The following is an 18,916-nucleotide window of genomic DNA, read 5'->3' on the forward strand; positions in this document are numbered from 1 at the left end:
AAATAGCTCCCGATTGCTTTGATTGACTTAATGACAATTAAAACAAATGATTTATATTTGCAGTTAGAATACGAGACAATTTTTAAATTCAACTATACACATAAAATGAGACACACAAAAGTTAAAGACTTACTAAACAGTACAACGACGCTACATGAAGTAAATGCAAAAGGATGGGTAAGAACTTTTAGAAACAATCAATTTATCGCTTTGAATGATGGTTCAACCATTAATAACATTCAATGTGTAGTCGATTTTGAGAATACTCCTGACGAGACTTTAAAAAGAATCACTACTGGAGCTGCAATTTCTGTAACAGGAACTTTGATCGAAAGTAAAGGTGCTGGTCAGAAATTTGAAATTCAAGTTAACAAACTGGAAATTCTTGGAGACTCAGATGCCGAGAAATTCCCGATACAACCAAAGAATAAACCAAGTCTTGATTTCTTACGTGAAAATGCACATTTACGTGTGCGTACCAATATGTTTGGTGCGATTATGAGAGTACGTTCCGTATTATCATTTGCAGTTCATAATTATTTTCAAGAAAAAGGGTTTGTATACGTTAATACGCCAATTATCACAGGATCTGACGCTGAAGGTGCTGGTGAAATGTTTAAAGTAACTGCTTTGCCATTTGACGGAACGCCAAGAACCGAAGACGGGAAAGTAAATTACAAGGAAGATTTCTTTGGGAAAGAAACAAATCTAACGGTTTCAGGACAGTTAGAAGGAGAGACTTTTGCTATGGCATTGGGACAGATTTACACTTTTGGACCTACGTTTAGAGCGGAGAATTCAAATACTTCTCGTCACCTTGCAGAGTTTTGGATGATTGAGCCAGAAGTGGCTTTCAATGATTTGAATGACAATATGGATCTTGCTGAAGATTTTATTCAGTATGTTATCAAATACGTATTAGACAAATGTCCAGAGGATTTAAAATTCCTTGAAGGAAGATTGCTTGACGAAGAAAAATCAAAACCACAAGCGGAAAGAAGCGAGATGGCTTTGCTTGACAAATTGAATTTTGTTTTGGAAAACAACTTTAAACGCGTATCTTATACGGAAGCAATTGACATTTTAAGAGAGTGCACACCAAATAAAAAGAAAAAATTTAACTATATCATTAACGAATGGGGAGCTGATTTACAATCAGAGCACGAGCGTTATTTAGTGGAGAAACACTTTAAATGCCCAGTAATCTTGTTTGATTACCCAGCAAACATCAAAGCGTTTTATATGCGTTTGAACGAAGACGGAAAAACGGTACGTGCGATGGATATTCTTTTTCCAGGAATTGGAGAAATCGTAGGAGGATCTCAAAGAGAAGAGCGTTTTGATGTTTTGGTCGAAAAGATGAAAGCATTAGGAATCGACGAAGAAGAATTATGGTGGTATCTTGACACAAGAAGATTTGGATCAGCAGTTCACTCAGGTTTCGGACTTGGTTTCGAAAGACTGGTTCTTTTTGTAACAGGAATGACAAACATACGTGACGTAATTCCTTTCCCAAGAACACCAATGAACGCGGAATTTTAGAACAAAGAATCTAAGTTGCAAAGTCGCTAAGATTCTAAGTTTTTTTTAGATAGTAAATAAAATAATTATAATTCGTCAACAAAAGTTACTTTGCAACTTTGTAACTTAGTAACTCAGTCACTTTTTTTATGCTAAAGCAATTCTTAAATTTAAAATTATCCCAGAAATTATCTCCACAGCAAATTCAGCTGATGAAGTTAATTCAGTTGCCTACGCAAGCTTTTGAACAACGTCTATTAGAAGAAATGAATGAGAATCCGGCTTTGGAAGCTGGAAGTGAAGAGGACGATTACGAAAAAGACGAATTCGAGAATGAAGACTATGATGATTACGATGAGTCGGAATCAGAAAGAATAGATGCCGAAGACATCAACATAGACGAATATTTAAGCGATGATGATTCGCCAGATTACAAAACCCAGGCTAACAATTACAGTGACGATGACGAAAGTCGCGAATCACCGCTTGCGGCCTCAGTTAGTTTTCATCAGGATTTAATCAATCAATTGAATACTTTTATATTGAATGATGAAGAACGTGATATTGCTGAATTTCTAGTGGGAAGTATTGACGATATGGGTTACATCCGTAGAAGTATTCCCGATATAGTTGATGATATGGCGTTTACTCAAGGTATTTATACTGATGAGAAAATAGTAGAACGAATGTTACATGTAATTCATGAATTGGAACCTTCAGGTGTTGGTGCACGCGATTTACAGGAATGTTTATTGTTGCAGTTAAAGCACAAAACACCTACGGAATCAGTGGATTTAGCAGTCGATATTATCGAAAATCAGTTTGACGCTTTTACAAAAAAACACTACGATAAATTATTACAAAAATACAATGTGTCGAATGAATTGCTAAAAAAAGCAATACATGAAATTGAGAAATTGAATCCAAAACCGGGTGGAGCTTACACTGGAAGTAACAAAGTCACTGAAAATGTAGTTCCGGATTTTGCCATTAGAATTGTTGAAGGCGAACTGGAATTGACCTTAAACGGAAGAAACGCACCTTCCCTGCATGTTTCCAAAGATTATCAGGAGATGATGCAAACCTATAAGGATTCTCGTGACAAATCAGGTGCTCAAAAGGACGCTGTTCAATTTATCAAGCAAAAACTTGATTCTGCCAAATGGTTTATCGATGCGATACGTCAACGTCAAGAAACCCTATTCGTGACTATGAATGCTATTATGCATTATCAGGAAGAGTATTTTCTTGAAGGGGACGAAACCAAATTGAAACCGATGATCCTAAAAGACATCGCTGATTTAGTTGGGCTTGACATATCAACTGTTTCTCGTGTGGCCAACAGTAAATATGTGGAAACACCTTATGGAACTAAGTTGATTAAAGAGTTCTTCTCGGAAGCCATGAAAAACGATCAAGGTGAAGATGTTTCTACACTTGAAATCAAAAAAATACTGCAAAATATTATCGAGGAAGAGGACAAGAAAAAACCTCATCCAGATGATCAACTTGCCGAATTACTAAAAGAAAAAGGCTATCCTATTGCAAGAAGAACCATTGCAAAATACAGAGAGCAACTTGACATTCCTGTTGCCAGGATGAGGAAGAAGATATAAATTATGATTTTCTAAAACCATTAAGAAATTGAGTTAATTAAGCTTTGCCTTGATTTATCTTAATTCCTTAATGGTTTTTTTACAGCGAATAAAAAAATGGCTAAACTGAATTACAGTTTAGCCATTTTTATTATACTACAGATTTAATTATTTCTCTTCTTGATCTTTTTTCATCGCGTGGTAATAGGCAGCACGACTTAACGGCTCATATTCTTCCGTTTCTCCCAGCATAACAAGTTTATCACTGTCGGATTTACGAAAACTGTAATTGGCAAGATTCCCGGTACGAGTGCAAACTGCATGTACTTTAGTCACATATTCGGCTGTAGCCATCAATGCAGGCATTGGTCCAAAAGGATTTCCCTTAAAATCCATATCTAATCCGGCAACAATTACACGAATCCCTTGGTTCGCAAGGTCGTTGCAAATAGTCACAATCTCATCATCAAAAAACTGAGCCTCATCTATTCCCACCACATCACAGCCTTGAGCCAAAATAGCAATATTTGCGGCAGCTGGAACTGGAGTCGAGCGAATTTCATTTGAATCATGCGAGACAACCATCTCGTCATGGTATCGAGTATCGATGGCGGGTTTAAATATTTCGACTTTTTGCTTGGCAAATTGCGCTCTTTTCAGGCGACGAATTAGTTCTTCGGTTTTACCCGAAAACATCGAACCGCAAATAACTTCGATCCAACCAAATTGTTCTTTATGATTTACTGTATTTTCGAGAAACATTTTGTCTTTTTCTTCCTTTTAAAATGAATAGTTTTTATTACTTTGTACCGTAATAAACCAACTTAAAAATTTTACACTTTTAGTTCGATTCAAAAGTAGAGAATTTTTATCAAATCGATGATTTACGAACGTTTATTTAATTAATAAAAAATCAAACAAAGGACACTTCTTTCTGAAATTTGACGCAAAAAAATAAAACATTTTAAAAAATACGCCTTACTCATTATAATTTCAAAAGTTATGAAAAAAAGATTGGAAGCCGATTTAATCAGCATTGCCCACAGAATATTAAAAATAAGAAATAAATCTGACATCAATCAATTGCATTTGGAAACCCAAAAATTATATGAAAAACTGTCGGTTTTACGATTTGTGGAGGAGCATTATGGAGAAATTAAACCTACCATAGGGTTAGAAAATATCGAAAATGAAATAGAAGAATTTTTTGATAACACTACTGAATTACCTGTTGAGACCGTTATTGAAATGACCGAAAGCAACATGGCACAAGAAATTGATGCGGAAGAGGAAGTTATTGTTGATGTTGTGGAAGAAACAATTGAAAATGAAGTTGAAGAAGAAACAATAGAAAACGAAAGTCCTATTACAGGTTTTGAAGCAGACTTAATGGAACTACAAATTGATCCAGAAGAAGCTTTGGAAGACGACATCACCTCTGAAAATCTAGAGGAAGAAAATGAAACTGAAACTGATGAAGAAATTGATGCCGTAGAATTATCAAATGAGGAGAGTTTGATTTTTGAGGAAGAAGTTGAAGAAACAGAAGACATAGAAGACATAGAAGAGAGTCTTGAAGAAGATAATGATAAATTTGAAACTGCAATTGACTTCTCAAAAGAAATAGAAACTACCACTAAACCGGAAGCTGTTCAAATTTCGTTTGAAGATTTATTAGGCGGAAATTACAACGACACTTTTTTCGTGAAAGTCGACGACGTAGAACCAGCCTTAGCTCCCATTGTGTTTGATGCTGTAGAAGAGGAAAAATCAGTTGCTGCTGAAACAAAAAAAGAAGAAAAAGATGCCAAAATCGTCTCTTTAAATGACAAACTTTCTAAAGGAATTGATATTGATCTTAACGATCGAATAGCCTTTGTAAAGCATCTTTTTGGCAACAATAGCGAAGATTACAACCGCGTATTGAATCAGTTAATTACGTTTGACAATTTCCATGAAACACGTAATTTCATAGAAGAAATGGTAAAACCGGATTATAATAACTGGGAAGGAAAAGAAGATTATGAAGATCGTTTTATGGAAATTATTGAAAAGAAATTCCTTTAAAATAAAATTTGGTCCTAGCTTTTGTAAAAATAATACAAATCGTGTTTAAACAATTATGTCAAAATTATATATCGTACCCACGCCAATAGGCAATCTCGAGGACATGACGTTCAGAGCCATCAGAATCCTCAAAGAAGTAGATTTGATATTGGCCGAAGACACGCGTACCAGCGGGAAACTCTTAAAGCATTTTGAGATTGGCACCCACATGCACAGTCATCATATGCATAACGAGCACAAGACTGTTGAGAATTTGATTTCGAGATTAAAAGCAGGCGAGAACATTGCTTTGATTTCTGATGCAGGAACTCCTGCGATTTCTGACCCAGGTTTTTTACTAACACGTGCCTGTATAGAAAACGGTGTCGATGTGGAATGTTTGCCTGGTGCTACCGCATTTGTCCCTGCTTTAGTAAACAGCGGACTGCCAAATGACAAATTTGTTTTTGAAGGTTTTTTACCTGAGAAAAAAGGAAGACAAACCAGATACCTCGAGCTTGCAGAAGAAACCAGAACAATGATTCTTTATGTTTCACCACATAAATTGGTAAAAACATTAGCTGAGTTCATCACTTATTTTGGTGAAGATCGACCAATTTGTGTTTCTAGAGAATTATCAAAATTACACGAAGAAAACGTGAGAGGAACCACTCGTGAAGTGTTGACCCATTTTGAAAAAACAGCTCCACGTGGAGAAATCGTTGTGGTTGTTGGCGGTAAACCGATCGTTAAAGAAGTTAAAAAAAGAAAATTCGAAAAAGACGAGCCAGAAGAAACAGAAGAAGTATAATTTATAACATATGACTTTAGAAACTTATATTACCCAATTAAAACAGTCTCCAAAAACTATTGCGTTTACTGAAACTATCGCAATAATAGAAGGAAATTATACTTTTACCCCAACAGCATTCCAAAACGGAAACCAACATAATGCGGCGGGTGAGAATTCAGGATCTTGCAAATTGTTTGCTTTCGCCAAATTGCAAAACCTAACACCCGAAGAAACATTAGCTTGTTTTGGCGGGTATTATTTTGAAGATGTTTTGAAAAACCCAGAAGGAAATGACCATCAAAATATTCGGAATTTTATGAAAACCGGATGGAACGGAATTCGTTTTGAAGGAGAAGCTTTAGAGAAGAAATAAAAAGTGAGGAGTGAATGGTGAAAAGTTATTTTAAATTTCATAATTTATTTCAATCATACAAATAAGGTCAATTACAACGTGCAAACAAAATCCTAATTCCTAAATATTATAATCCCAAATTAATATGCGTTGGACCCTTAAACCAAAACCTTCAGAGGAAAAGATTAAAAACTTAGCGCAAGCTTTGAACGTAGAAGATTTTGTAGCCACTTTATTAGTACAACGTGGGATTGAATCTTTTGAAGAAGCCAAAGATTTTTTTCGCCCTTCCCTATCCCATTTACACGATCCGTTTCTAATGAAGGATATGGAAAAAGCGGTAAAAAGGATTGAAGAAGCGATTGAAAACCAAGAAAACATTCTTGTTTTTGGCGATTATGATGTCGATGGCACCACTGCCGTTTCACTCGTTTCCTCGTATTTAAAATCCTATTACCCTAATATTGCCACTTACATTCCAGATCGTTATGCCGAAGGTTATGGTATTTCATTCAAAGGAATTGACTTTGCTGATGACAATGGATTCACATTAATTATTGCATTGGATTGCGGTATAAAATCTATTGAACATGTCGCTTACGCAAAAGAACGAAACATTGATTTCATCATTTGCGACCACCACAGACCCGGAAACACCTTACCAGAAGCAGTTGCTGTTCTCGACCCAAAACGGGAAGATTGTACTTATCCATATGATGAACTTTGCGGTTGTGGTGTTGGGTTCAAATTAATACAGGCTTTAGGAAGTAATAGAGGTCAAACTATTGCCGATTTTGTTCCTTACTTGGATTTAGTCGCTACCGCCATTGCAGCCGATATTGTTCCTATGACTGGAGAAAACAGAGTCTTGGCTTATTTTGGATTACAAGTAATCAATAGCGATCCTAGACCTGGAATCAAAGCTTTGATTCATCAAATAAAAAAACAAACCTTAGATATTACTGATGTTGTTTTCATCATTGCTCCCAGAATAAATGCGGCAGGAAGAATCAAACACGGAAACCACGCAGTAGAATTACTAACCGAATTTAATTTTGAACAAGCCCAACAGTTCGCCTCAGAAATTGAACAATACAATTCGGATCGAAAAGAATTAGACAAGCAAATAACCAAAGAAGCATTTTTGCAAATTGAAGAAAATCAAGAACAAGAACGATTCTCAACAGTTGTTTATCAGGAAGACTGGCACAAAGGAGTAATTGGTATTGTGGCTTCTCGATTAATCGAAACCTATTATCGTCCTACCTTAGTATTTACCAAAAGTGGAGATAAATACGCCGCTTCGGCACGTTCTGTAAAAGGTTTTGATGTTTATAATGCGTTGGAAGCTTGTTCACAACATTTGGAGCAATTTGGCGGACATATGTATGCTGCGGGAATGACATTAAAAGAAGAAAACTATGCTGTTTTTAAAGAAGCATTTGAGAAACAAGTTCAAGAAACCATTCATCCTGATTTGTTGACTCCAGAAATTGAGATTGATGCCGAGATAGATTTTTCAGACATTACACCTAAACTTTCTAGGATATTAAAGCAGTTTGAACCTTTTGGTCCTCAAAATATGACTCCGATATTTTTGACTAAAAATGTAAAAGACACAGGTTACCCTAAAAAATTAGGAGCCGATGATGAACATTTAAAACTGTATGTAAAACAAGGCAATTCGGAAGGAATGTCTGCCATCGGTTTTGGACTGGGAGAAAAATTTGAATTGACAACCCAACAAAAACCATTTCAGGCTGTTTATTGTATTGATGAAAACGAATGGAACGGAAAAGTCACTACCCAATTAAGATTAAAAAATATTAAACCATGAGTTTTGATAAAATAAAAAAGAAAGATCCCTACGCTGCTTTACGCTATAAAGAATTCAACACCTTTTTATTATTACGATTCGCTATGGTTTTTGCCTGGTCGATGCAATTTATCGTAATCGAATGGCAAGTTTACAGCATCACCAAAGATCCTCTTTCACTAGGAATTATAGGTTTAATGGAAGTAATTCCAGCAATTTCATTGGCATTGTTTGCAGGACACATTGTGGATCAAAAGGAAAAGAAAGGGCTGTTATTGAAATGTATTCTGGCTTTTTCGGTAATCAGTTTTGGTTTGTTTTTACTGACATGGCCAGCGGTTGTAAAAGATTATGCAACCCAAACAATATTGTATTCTATCTATTTCTTGGTTTTTCTAGGAGGATTAGTCCGAGCATTTCTTGGACCCACAATCTTTTCGCTATTGTCATTATTGGTTCCTAAAAAGGTGTATCCAAATGCAGCTACTTGGAGTAGCTCCGTTTGGCAAATTGCCTCAGTAGTAGGACCTGCTTTTGCTGGGTTTTCCATTACATTAATTGGAGTTCACTGGTCTATGTGTTCCGTTTTTATATGTTCCGTTTTTGCTTTACTTGCTTTATCTCAAATCGAAAAAAAGCCTATTTTAAATCCAAAAATTGGCGAACCTATAATGCAAAGTTTGAACGAAGGTATAAAATTTGTCTTCAATAACAAAACGGTACTTGGCGCCATAACACTCGATATGGTGGCCGTTCTTTTTGGGGGAGCGATTGCACTTCTACCTATTTTTGCCCAAGACATTTTAAAAGTTGGACCTGAAGGTTTTGGTTTTTTAAGAGCCGCTCCAGCAATTGGTGCCTTTATCACAATGTTGATTACGGCTTATGTCCCTTTGAGTAAAAATGCGGGAATGAAACTATTGACGGCTATTTTTGCATTCGGAATTTGTATAATTGTTTTTGGGCTTTCCACTATTTTTTGGGTATCGCTTTTGGCTTTGTTCTTCAGTGGCGTTTTCGATGGGATTTCGGTAGTGATACGCCAGACTATTTTGCAGCTAAAAACTCCGGATCACATGCGCGGAAGAGTGTCCGCAGTGAACTCGATGTTTGTGGGTTCTTCCAATGAATTGGGTGCTTTTGAAAGTGGGGTAACCGCTAAATTAATGGGCACTGTAACCGCAGTGGTTTTTGGGGGAAGTATGACGCTGTTAATCGTTTTAATCACTGGTATTAGTTCTAAATCATTCCGTAACCTGGACCTGACAAAAGATCTGGAAGAACACGAAAATCAAGAATAATCAGCACTTTTTTTAGTATTTGTTCATTAAAAAACACGCTCCTATATCCCGTCGATAAAATAATCTTTGGATTACTTAGCTACCGTGTGGACACAAATATATTTATACAGTAGAATAGAACGCAGATTTAACAGATTGTCACAGATTTTTTTAATTCTAACATGAAAAAGCCAACATAATTATCACACTTCAGTACACGACTTTTTCAATTAGCGGAAAAGAACAAATTTAAATCTGTGTTAATTTGTTCGATCCGTGCAATCCGTGTTCTATTTTCAGATGTATCCAGACGGCAGGATTACTTACCGACTATTTTTAGTCCTTTTTCATGTTTTTAATTTAGAATAAATCTAAATAATGTTTATATTTGTTTCATACACTCAAGTCATGGAAGAAATCGAACAGCTATATCACAATGATTTTGGAATTGCATTCTACTGGAAAAAAGAAAGCGAAACCATTATAGATAAAATACAACTGGTCTTTAGGGAAACGGGATTCTACTTTACCGTTTCAGAGCTAACTACTTTTGGCTCTTTAATTGACGACAGCCTGATAAAGAATAATTGCTGTGATGTTTGTGCATTGAAAAATAACTGCGCCAAATTTTTACTAAAAACACCCTGTTCCCAAATTGATCTGGCGGTTTCTGTCAGCGAATTAAAATCGATAAAGGATTTAGTGGAAGGAACACTTTTTAAAGTAAATTTGGGCGAATACCTATACGGTGCTGGACTAAACTAGCGTTCAAACTTTTTAATTTCGAAAGTCTCCCCATCAAAAACGCCATAGGTAAAATAGCCAATCCAGTCTCCTAGATTAACGTACTCAGAATTTTCACCTACAGATAATTTCATAGGCAGATGACGGTGTCCAAAAACAAAATAATTGTAATGTTTCGTTTCCAGTTTTCTTTTGGCATACAAAATTAACCATTCGTTATCTTCACCCAAGAAAGTAACATCTTCGTCTCCAGAAATCAGTTTGTTTTTCACCGAAAGGTATTGTGCTAAACGCACTCCAATATCTGGATGCATCCATCTAAAAAACCATTTTGAGATTGGGTTTGTAAAGACTTTTTTCATTCGTTTGTATCCCATATCGCCGGGACCTTTTCCGTCACCATGACCGATAAGAAAAGTTTTACCGTTAAAAGTAAATTCTTTATTGTCGTGGTAAACAGGAATATTAAGCTCTTTCTGGAAATAGTCTTCCATCCATAAATCGTGGTTTCCCACAAAAAAATAAATAGGAATTCCACTATCTCGAATTTCCGCCAATTTTCCTAAAACCCTCACGAATCCTTTAGGGACAACCGTTTTATATTCGAACCAAAAGTCGAACAAATCACCTAATAGAAAAATAGCTTCGGCATCTTTTTTTACTTCGTCTAGCCAAGCAACAAATTTTTGTTCTCTTGGGAAACTGAGTTCAGCCGTAGGCGCACCAAAATGCTGATCAGAAGCGAAATATATTTTTTTATTGTTGGATAATTGCATGAAACTATAGTAACTCGTTTATATTATCACTCGCGTACCATTCAGCAAAAGAAGATTCGGTTTCCTGAAGTTTTAAAGAAAAAAGTTTAATTCCTAAAGGCAAACGGCTTATTATTCTTTTTGAAAAATCAATAACCATATTCTCACTTGTAGGCTGATAATCTACTAAAATCACATGATGCCCACGTGTTTTTAATTCCATTGCCAACTCAACGTGAGGTGTTGTTTCATTAAAAACTGTTGCGTGATCAAACTGATCTACAATTTCTTCTTTTACAATTTTCTTTAAGTCGGAGAAATCGATAACCATTCCAAATTTAACGTTAGAACGATCCGTAATAGGAGAACCAATTACGGTTACTGACAATTTATAACTATGCCCGTGGACATTTTTACATTTTCCGTCATAACCATATAAGGCGTGACCGGTTTCGAAATTAAATTGTTTTGTAATTCTGATATTGCTCATCGAGGTATAATTTTGAATGCAAATTTAGTGAATTGAGACGACAAATAAGTCTCAAATGTTGGGTTTCCTATTCTCCACTGCCTAGCCCTGATGGAAGCGGCATCCCACGCTTTTCGGCGTGGATACAGCGGACAGCAGGAAAAAGCTCCTAAAATAAATTAGAGATACGTCCTAACTCTTATTTCTTGAACTGATTTAATGCGTTTTTAGTAAAGTCGGAAAGTACTAACTGACCCGAAACGGCGGCTCTTTCCAGTAAAAGAGTATCCCAATGAGAAGTTCCTTCCCAGATTACTCTTTTCATTTCGATCAAGGCTTCCGGATTATAAGAGGCTAACTTTGAAGTGAATTTTTCTAGCTCAATGTCCATTTCCTCTTGGTCTTTTAACACTCTTGCATACAATCCTTTTTCATTAGCCCAAGCAGCTGATTTCCATTCGTGCGCGGCTAAAGACATTTCGCTCATAGCCGTTTTCCCAATTTTACGAGAAACTGCGGGTTCAATAACAAACGGGCCAATCCCTATGGCAAGCTCCGAAAGTTTTATGGCGCTATCGACAGTCGCAAAAGCATAGTCACAAGCGGACGCAATGCCCACGCCACCGCCAACGGTTTTCCCGTGAATACGACCAATGATAATCTTAGAACAGCTGCGCATCGCATTAATTAAATGTGCAAATCCCGAGAAAAAAGCAGTTCCTTCCACTTGATTAGAAACAGCCAGAAGCTCATCAAAAGAAGCACCAGCACAAAAAGCTCCACTCCCAACACTTCGCAAAACAATTACGGAAACATCTTGGTCATTGTTTAGTTTTTGAAATTCAGCAGTTAACAAATCGAGTTGGCGACGGGGGAAAGAATTACTTGCCGGATGCCCGAATTCAACCGTTGCAATATTATTGTTTATCGTTGTTGTAAGTGTGCCATTTATATCTTGAACATTCATTTTAGTAGTTTTTATGTAAAGTTATAAATATTCAGATTAATCAATCCTTTTTTCGAAAAATTGAGAGGTGTTTTGTTTTAAATTTGTTTTTTGAGTACTATAATATATTATATTTGCGCCATAATTCTGGGGGATTAGCTCATTTGGCTAGAGCGCTTGCCTGGCAGGCAAGAGGTGATCGGTTCGAATCCGATATTCTCCACAATAAACAAAGGGGTTAAGACGTATTTTGTCTAACCCCTTTTTTTATGTGCAGAAAATTTGCAGAAAAAAGCAACCATTTAGTTCTTCCTATTGGCTAGATAATTAGGAATTATATTTTTTGCCAAGTAACATCGGCTTTAATTCCGATCTTTCAGAGTAAAATTCTTTTCGAAATTTATTTCTCCTCTTTTCATTTATTATTTTAAACAAATTGCATTTACTGCTAAATTTTGAAATTCATTTTAAACGTCTAATAAACTTAGCATACAACTCAAGAATTACAACTATTTCATGAAGCTTTTATATAATGACTTTCAAATTCACAACATCATAATGCCTTATTTCAATTTATCATTTTCATTTTACAATCAATATTATATATATATATTACAATCTTAACTATTACTGATTTTGTAAACATATTATTCTAACGATTCCCATTGCTTTAAATTATTGTTTAGCTTATAGATTCCTTTATCTTGTATGGAAATAAAGACAGAACCTGATTTATTTATTGTGATTTTATTAAGTTTAATTAAATCATATTTGGATAAGTTATAGTTGTAATTACTCCATATCAACCCCTTACTAGTGCTTCCGTACACACCCAAAAGTTCAGCTTGACTCGTAACAATAGTATAATAGTTTGAACCTTTAGCCACTACTTCTGAGGTTCCTGAAACGGGTAGGCCATTGTTTAGCGGCAAACAATCTATATTGGAAAGCCAATAGATTCCATCCCACCATCTATTCATTAACAAAACGTTATCGTCTGTGACATACATGTTTCCTGTTGTACTCCATCCTTGCCCAGCCTTTGTATAATCATTGGACACCCAGTCAACTCCCTTGTTATTACTCCTATGAATGGTGAATAAATAAGTCGAATAATAAACATTTCCAGTTTTATCAACAGCAATGCATTGGGACTGGTTATTTGTTTCAGTAGTTTTAATTCTTGACCAGTTTTCTCCATTAAATCTAAATAAAGCAAAAGCTGTTGCTGCATATATGTCATTCGAGACTCTATCAACGGCATAAGCTAAATAGGAAGAAGATTCATCAATTCTTTTTAAAGTCACCCAGTTTTTACCCCCATCAGTACTTTTGTAAATATTAGAATGGTCGCCAGCATACATAATATTATCAAATATCTCTAATTGAAATGCGTTCCTAAAAGTCATAGTAGAAACAAATTCCCAAGTTTTAGAATTGTCAGAACTTTTAAATAAATTATTCCCAGAATCTGTTAGATAAATATCTTCTGTATCATAATTAGACCAAATCTTACTATTCTTGTAATCTATTTTTGGAAAATAAACAATAACAGCATTTCCATATGATGTTCCTGCACTATTTGTAGCGTAAGCTCTAACAAAGTATCTCGAACCAGCTGTTAAATTATTAATAGTACTAGTAAATTTGCCAAGCCCAGTCCCTTCACTTGTGAAATTGTTAAATGTTGTCGGATCTGGGCTAGTGCTCCAACATAATCCACGAGATGTAACTTCAAAACCATTTCCATTAGTTACATTGCCTTCAATAATTGCTGAATTTGAAAAAATCCTAATAATATTTAATGTTTCAACAACTGGAATTGGCTCTTTAGCGAAATTAAGAAACTCTAAAACATATTTTTCAAAATCAGGAATTGAAACTGCAGATCCAATTTCATTATAACGATTCAATAAGTTAGTTCTTGTTTTTGAAAGGCTAATTTGGGCCGTAGATTTCACTAAGCTTTTAATAATCTCTTTATCATCTAATTTTCCATCTAATCTTATATCATTTGAAATATTAGCTAAGAGTTCCGTTAATTGACCTACACTTCTATTTCCTTGAAGTATGATTGAAATTGCTAATAACATAGCGTTTTCTTTATTATCAATAGATATATTAAGAGATTCCGAATCTTGCATCTGAGTATTTATAAAACCAAAAACAGATAATATCTCCACTTGTGCTTGGCTTTTTGACTCTTTGAAGCTCTTGCCCTGACTTATTAAATATTCAGTGCGTTTTTTTTCTAAATGAGTTAATACATTTACATTCACACTAGATTTATCCTTTAAATCTGATATCGCATATAGATTTAATTGTCCATCCGAAATACCACCGCTGACTTCATTGAAATAATAGCCATTAGCAGATATCTCTACATAGTCAGATGTAAGTGTTACATTTTTTAATTCAAAAGATCCTGAAATAGTTTCTATTTGAGAATTAAAAACCGTACCAGTTTGTTGATAAGAAGAATTCAGTGCAAATAACGAAATTGATGTTCCATTCACAAATGGTCCTTTCTGTACAAAACCTTTGATGTTTTTAACCACAGAATTAACAGAAGAATTATCGTCTGAACAACTTAACATCAAAAATCCCCCTAAAATAAATAAGCATAAAAATTTTTTCATAAAATGTGTGATTTATTTAAACCCTATCTAAACTAAATAAAACTACTTGGAACATGTTTTTCCGCATGAGTTAATTTATATTTTGGCTGTAATAGTTGCTGTAAATAGAGACTTTTTTTATCTATTCCACAATACCCACTTTTAGTGATATTTTAATTATTTCATAATTCCTTATAAATTAAATTCACTTCATAACCTTACTGTACATTAAAAATAATTTATTTTAAAAAAGGGTTGCCTTTTTAGGAAACAAAGAGCCTTTTAAGTGATAAATAAGATTTTCGAGTTACTTACTTAAAAACGAATATTAAGTCTAATAAACACAATCTTTATTATAGCTTTTAATGACTGTGAATACTTTAGAATAGCATTAACAAGATGAAATATTTGCATTTTAAACAATAACACACCCCTAACCCCTCTCAAGAGGGGAATTCGCCCCCGTTAATATTTAACCTTTAGTTGTTTATTAAGTAAATAAGTCGATAAGATTTAAACAACAAAAACCCCCGACGATGTCGGGGGTTTTTAAACTTAGTTAGCTTCTAATTAAAAGAAACCCATAGGTTTTTTGTCGTAAGAGATCAACATGTTTTTTACAACACGGTAATGATCTAAAGCCATTTTATGGTTTTCGCGACCAAATCCTGATTCTTTAACACCACCAAAAGGAGCGTGAGCAGGATAAGTATGGTATTGGTTTACCCAAACTCTACCAGCTTGAATAGCACGTGGAACTTGGAATAATTCGTGAGCGTCACGAGACCAAACACCTGCACCTAAACCGTAAGGAGTATCGTTTGCGATTGCAATAGCTTCTTCAGTAGAACTGAATGTTGTTAAGGCTACAACTGGTCCAAAAATTTCTTCTTGAAAAACACGCATATCGTTTGTTCCTTTCAATACTGTTGGTTGGATGTAATATCCTTCAGAAAGCTCACCTTCGTAGTTACCAGCGTCTCCACCAGCTAATACTAATGCACCTTCTTCTTTACCAATATTGATATAGTTAAGAATTTTTTCATATTGAGGCTTAGAAACTTGAGATCCAATCATTGTTTCTGGATCTAATGGATTACCCGTTTTGATAGCTCCCAAACGTTCTTGCATTCTTGCGATAAAATCCTCAGCTATATCTTCGTGTACTAAAATACGAGATGGAGCTGTACAAATTTCACCTTGGTTAAGTGCGAACATTAACGCTCCTTCAATAGCTTTGCTATAGAATTCATCGTCTTGATCTGCTACTGATGGGAAGAAAATATTTGGAGATTTCCCACCTAATTCCATAGTTACTGGAATAATGTTTTCGGCTGCATTGTGTAATACTTTACGTCCTGTTTCAGTAGAACCAGTAAATGAAAGTTTAGCAATACGCTTAGATGTAGCTAAAGCTGCACCAGCTTCTGCACCAAAACCAGTTACTATGTTCAATACACCTGGAGGTAAAATGTCACCTATAAGTTCCATTAAAGCGATAACACTAGTAGGAGTTTGTTCTGCTGGCTTAACAACTGCAGTACAACCTGCTGCTAAAGCTGGAGCTATTTTCCAAGCTAGCATTAACATTGGGAAGTTCCAAGGAATGATTTCACCAACTACTCCAATAGGTTCGTGCAATACGATACTTACTGTGTTTTTATCATGCTCCGAAATACTTCCTTCATCTGCACGGATAACACCTGCGAAATAACGGAAGTGATCAATACAGTAAGGAATATCTGCTGCACGAGACTCACGGATTGGTTTACCGTTGTCAATGGTTTCTAAAGTTGCTAGGTATTCGAAGTTGTCTTCCATTACTTGAGCAATTTTCAATAAAGCATTACTACGTTCTGTAGCTGAAGAAGTACTCCATGATGGGAACGCTTCGTGTGCTGCATCAAGTGCAAGATCAATATCTTCTTGTGTTGAACGAGCTGCTTGAGTAAATACTTTTCCGTCTACTGGAGATACATTGTCAAAATATTGTCCTTTTACGGGAGCTACGAATTTACCGCCAATAAAGTTCCCGTATCTTTCTTTGAATACAGGTTTTGTTACATTTGCCATAATTATTTATTTAATTTTAATTCTTAGTTAATGCTTGCGAAAACAAGCGTTGTGTAATTACAGTGCAAATGTACGCCAGCAACAAGCCTTCCTATTTATTGATTCGGCTCAATAACTTATGAAATCAGGTCAATGTGATTGTTTAGTCTAAAAATAAGCAAGTCAACATATTCAACTATTTGATTTTCATTGTTTTAATTAATTTGTTTTTTAATTCGAAATGAATACTGGACTAATTATAGCCGTTACTCAATCAATCATATTGAAGAGAGACTTAGTTTGGGTTACTCTTAGTTGATAAAACATAAAGACTCACCTATCAAACCAAAAAAATATTGCCAAAACCTATTTACTAAGAGAATAAAAAAACAAAAGATTCTAATTACAGAGAGATTAAAATATGTTGAATCGCGTTAAATAGATTTTACACAAAACACATTATAGAAATAGCCCTCGTATTATGGAAAGTATGCTTATCGCATCCATAGTACAAGGGCTACTTTATTTTACCAAAAACATCTCTGAATGTCACATATAAAATTTCAAAATATCTATTGGTTAAGAGATCAGTTTTTTTTGACTTTACAATTATAAGAAATTATGAATTCTTCAAATATCCATTTGGATTTATCACAAACTTCTTAGAAGAACCATCACTAAATGATTTGTAAGCATCTACACCTCCTTGAATTGGCACAACCGCAATATTCATTACAGATTGCACATCGATTCGATTCCAAAGAATTGCTTGCATCAAATCATAACTATAATTCATTACTGGAGCCATTCCAGTTGTCAAAGTCAAGGATTTAACCCATGCCTGCCCAAGAATTAGATCAAGCGTCCCATTTTTTGCACGCACTAGATCACTTCCTGGATCACTACCCACGTAAATTCCTGGGATTCCAATACTTCCTCCAGCTCGAGTAACATCCATAACATCATTTAAGGCTGTCTCAGGCATTTCTTTATTCGCGTTTTCACCATGTCCGTGGGCTTCATAACCTACTGCATCAACACCACAATCAACATGAGGAACACCTAGAATCGCTTCAATTTTATCTTTTAACGAACCTGATGTCGAAAGATCGATTGTTTCATAACCCGCTTTTTTAAGAACATCTAAACGTTCTTTATTTTGATCACCTACTATAACACAAGCTGCTCCTAGTAAACGAGCTGACATAGCCGCAGCTCGACCAACAGGTCCAGCGCCAGCAATATAAACAGTTGATCCTGGTTTTACCTTCGCTGAAACACAACCATGATAACCAGTCGGTAAGATATCTGAAAGAAATGCCAGATCGAGCATGCGCTCTAGCGCCTGATCTCTGTCTGGGAATTTTAATAAAGCAAAATCAGCATAGGGAACTAAACAGTATTGAGACTGTCCGCCTTGCCATCCACCTAAATCAAAACCATAGGCGCCAACTGGCGCTTGATCGTTTACGGTTTCACAAACTTCAGGATGCTGTGTCTTACAGCTTCTACAGCGTCCACAAGAAACGTTAAACGGGACAGATACAATATCGCCCACCGCTAAATGCAGCACATCACGACCAATTTCAATAATCTCTCCTGTAATCTCATGCCCGAGAACCGTTCCTGCAGGAACATCAAAACGCCCGCGGTAAATGTGCTGATCACTACCACAAATATTTGTAGCAATAACTTTTACAATAACTGCATGTTCAAGGATTTTTCCTTTAAATTCTCTTTTCGGAATAGGCATATCAACCATTTCTAGATCCCACGGACCTGCATACGTAATACTAAGATTTGTACTCATAACTTTAAAATTTAAATTTGTATAATTTTATTCTGTATAGGGTCAAATACCCTGAGGCTTGCCTCTTTCGAAAAAAATACTGATCCTTGGCCGCTAGCCTAAGTATCCAAATCCATAAG

General features: G+C 35.5%; 15 protein-coding genes and 1 tRNA gene. 9 read left to right on the forward strand and 7 right to left on the reverse strand.

Going from position 1 to position 18,916, the window contains the following annotated elements:
* Positions 1–105 precede the first annotated feature (105 nt).
* Both asnS and rpoN read left to right on the forward strand, forming a co-directional pair.
* The gene (asnS, locus tag FLAK523_RS02685; RefSeq protein ID WP_248906298.1) at positions 106–1,542 is read left to right on the forward strand and encodes an asparagine--tRNA ligase; all 1,437 of its coding nucleotides are present in this window, start codon (positions 106–108) and stop codon (positions 1,540–1,542) included.
* A 128-nt stretch (positions 1,543–1,670) separates the two neighbouring features.
* Complete coding sequence (rpoN, locus tag FLAK523_RS02690; RefSeq protein WP_248906300.1) at positions 1,671–3,137, forward strand: RNA polymerase factor sigma-54; 1,467 nt, start codon at positions 1,671–1,673, stop codon at positions 3,135–3,137.
* A gap of 147 nt (positions 3,138–3,284) precedes the next feature.
* Here rpoN and FLAK523_RS02695 read toward each other — a convergent pair whose 3' ends face one another.
* Positions 3,285–3,878 (reverse strand): thymidine kinase, encoded by a 594-nt coding sequence (locus FLAK523_RS02695; RefSeq protein ID WP_248906301.1) that lies wholly within the window; start codon positions 3,876–3,878, stop codon positions 3,285–3,287.
* Between the two features lie 240 nt (positions 3,879–4,118).
* Between FLAK523_RS02695 and FLAK523_RS02700 the strand changes: the two genes are divergently transcribed.
* The 6 genes from FLAK523_RS02700 (at position 4,119) to FLAK523_RS02725 (ending at position 10,168) form a co-directional block, all read left to right on the forward strand.
* Positions 4,119–5,183, forward strand: a complete 1,065-nt coding sequence (locus FLAK523_RS02700; protein ID WP_248906303.1) for a hypothetical protein — start codon at positions 4,119–4,121, stop codon at positions 5,181–5,183.
* 55 nt (positions 5,184–5,238) lie between these two features.
* Positions 5,239–5,973, forward strand: coding sequence for a 16S rRNA (cytidine(1402)-2'-O)-methyltransferase (rsmI, locus tag FLAK523_RS02705; RefSeq protein ID WP_248906306.1), 735 nt, complete (start codon positions 5,239–5,241; stop codon positions 5,971–5,973).
* Between the two features lie 10 nt (positions 5,974–5,983).
* Entirely contained in the window at positions 5,984–6,328 is a 345-nt protein-coding gene (locus FLAK523_RS02710; protein WP_248906308.1) for a HopJ type III effector protein, read from the forward strand.
* Between the two features lie 124 nt (positions 6,329–6,452).
* Entirely contained in the window at positions 6,453–8,144 is a 1,692-nt protein-coding gene (gene recJ / locus FLAK523_RS02715; protein ID WP_248906310.1) for a single-stranded-DNA-specific exonuclease RecJ, read from the forward strand.
* Positions 8,141–9,424 carry an MFS transporter gene (locus tag FLAK523_RS02720; RefSeq protein ID WP_248906312.1) on the forward strand — a complete coding sequence of 428 codons (1,284 nt, stop codon included), beginning with the start codon at positions 8,141–8,143 and terminating at the stop codon, positions 9,422–9,424. The genes recJ and FLAK523_RS02720 overlap by 4 nt, the downstream gene beginning before the upstream one ends.
* A gap of 387 nt (positions 9,425–9,811) precedes the next feature.
* Positions 9,812–10,168: a hypothetical protein gene (locus FLAK523_RS02725; RefSeq protein WP_248906314.1), complete on the forward strand. Its 357-nt coding sequence runs from the start codon at positions 9,812–9,814 to the stop codon at positions 10,166–10,168.
* On the opposite strand, the gene FLAK523_RS02730 is transcribed toward FLAK523_RS02725, so the two are convergent.
* The 3 genes from FLAK523_RS02730 to FLAK523_RS02740 all read right to left on the reverse strand — a co-directional run bounded on the left by FLAK523_RS02730 (position 10,165) and on the right by FLAK523_RS02740 (position 12,338).
* The gene (locus tag FLAK523_RS02730; protein ID WP_248906316.1) at positions 10,165–10,923 is read right to left on the reverse strand and encodes a UDP-2,3-diacylglucosamine diphosphatase; all 759 of its coding nucleotides are present in this window, start codon (positions 10,921–10,923) and stop codon (positions 10,165–10,167) included. The two genes, FLAK523_RS02725 and FLAK523_RS02730, sit on opposite strands and share 4 nt — an antisense overlap.
* A 4-nt stretch (positions 10,924–10,927) precedes the next feature.
* Positions 10,928–11,392, reverse strand: coding sequence for a 6-carboxytetrahydropterin synthase (locus FLAK523_RS02735; RefSeq protein WP_248906317.1), 465 nt, complete (start codon positions 11,390–11,392; stop codon positions 10,928–10,930).
* A 178-nt stretch (positions 11,393–11,570) separates the two neighbouring features.
* Entirely contained in the window at positions 11,571–12,338 is a 768-nt protein-coding gene (locus FLAK523_RS02740; RefSeq protein WP_248906320.1) for an enoyl-CoA hydratase/isomerase family protein, read from the reverse strand.
* Positions 12,339–12,466: 128 nt separating this feature from the next.
* Here FLAK523_RS02740 and FLAK523_RS02745 point away from each other — a divergent pair.
* A tRNA-Ala gene (locus FLAK523_RS02745) sits at positions 12,467–12,540 on the forward strand.
* Positions 12,541–12,964: 424 nt separating this feature from the next.
* Here the strand turns inward: FLAK523_RS02745 and FLAK523_RS02750 are convergent.
* The 3 genes from FLAK523_RS02750 to FLAK523_RS02760 form a co-directional block, all read right to left on the reverse strand.
* Entirely contained in the window at positions 12,965–14,956 is a 1,992-nt protein-coding gene (locus FLAK523_RS02750) for a hypothetical protein (RefSeq protein WP_248906322.1), read from the reverse strand.
* A 549-nt stretch (positions 14,957–15,505) separates the two neighbouring features.
* A complete protein-coding gene (locus FLAK523_RS02755) occupies positions 15,506–17,008 on the reverse strand; it encodes an aldehyde dehydrogenase family protein (protein ID WP_248906324.1) in 1,503 nt (500 codons plus the stop codon).
* A 598-nt stretch (positions 17,009–17,606) separates the two neighbouring features.
* Entirely contained in the window at positions 17,607–18,797 is a 1,191-nt protein-coding gene (locus tag FLAK523_RS02760; RefSeq protein ID WP_248906326.1) for an alcohol dehydrogenase catalytic domain-containing protein, read from the reverse strand.
* Between the last annotated feature and the right edge of the window lie 119 nt (positions 18,798–18,916).

Origin of the sequence: Flavobacterium sp. K5-23, assembly GCF_023278045.1 — a bacterium.
Lineage (GTDB): Bacteria > Bacteroidota > Bacteroidia > Flavobacteriales > Flavobacteriaceae > Flavobacterium.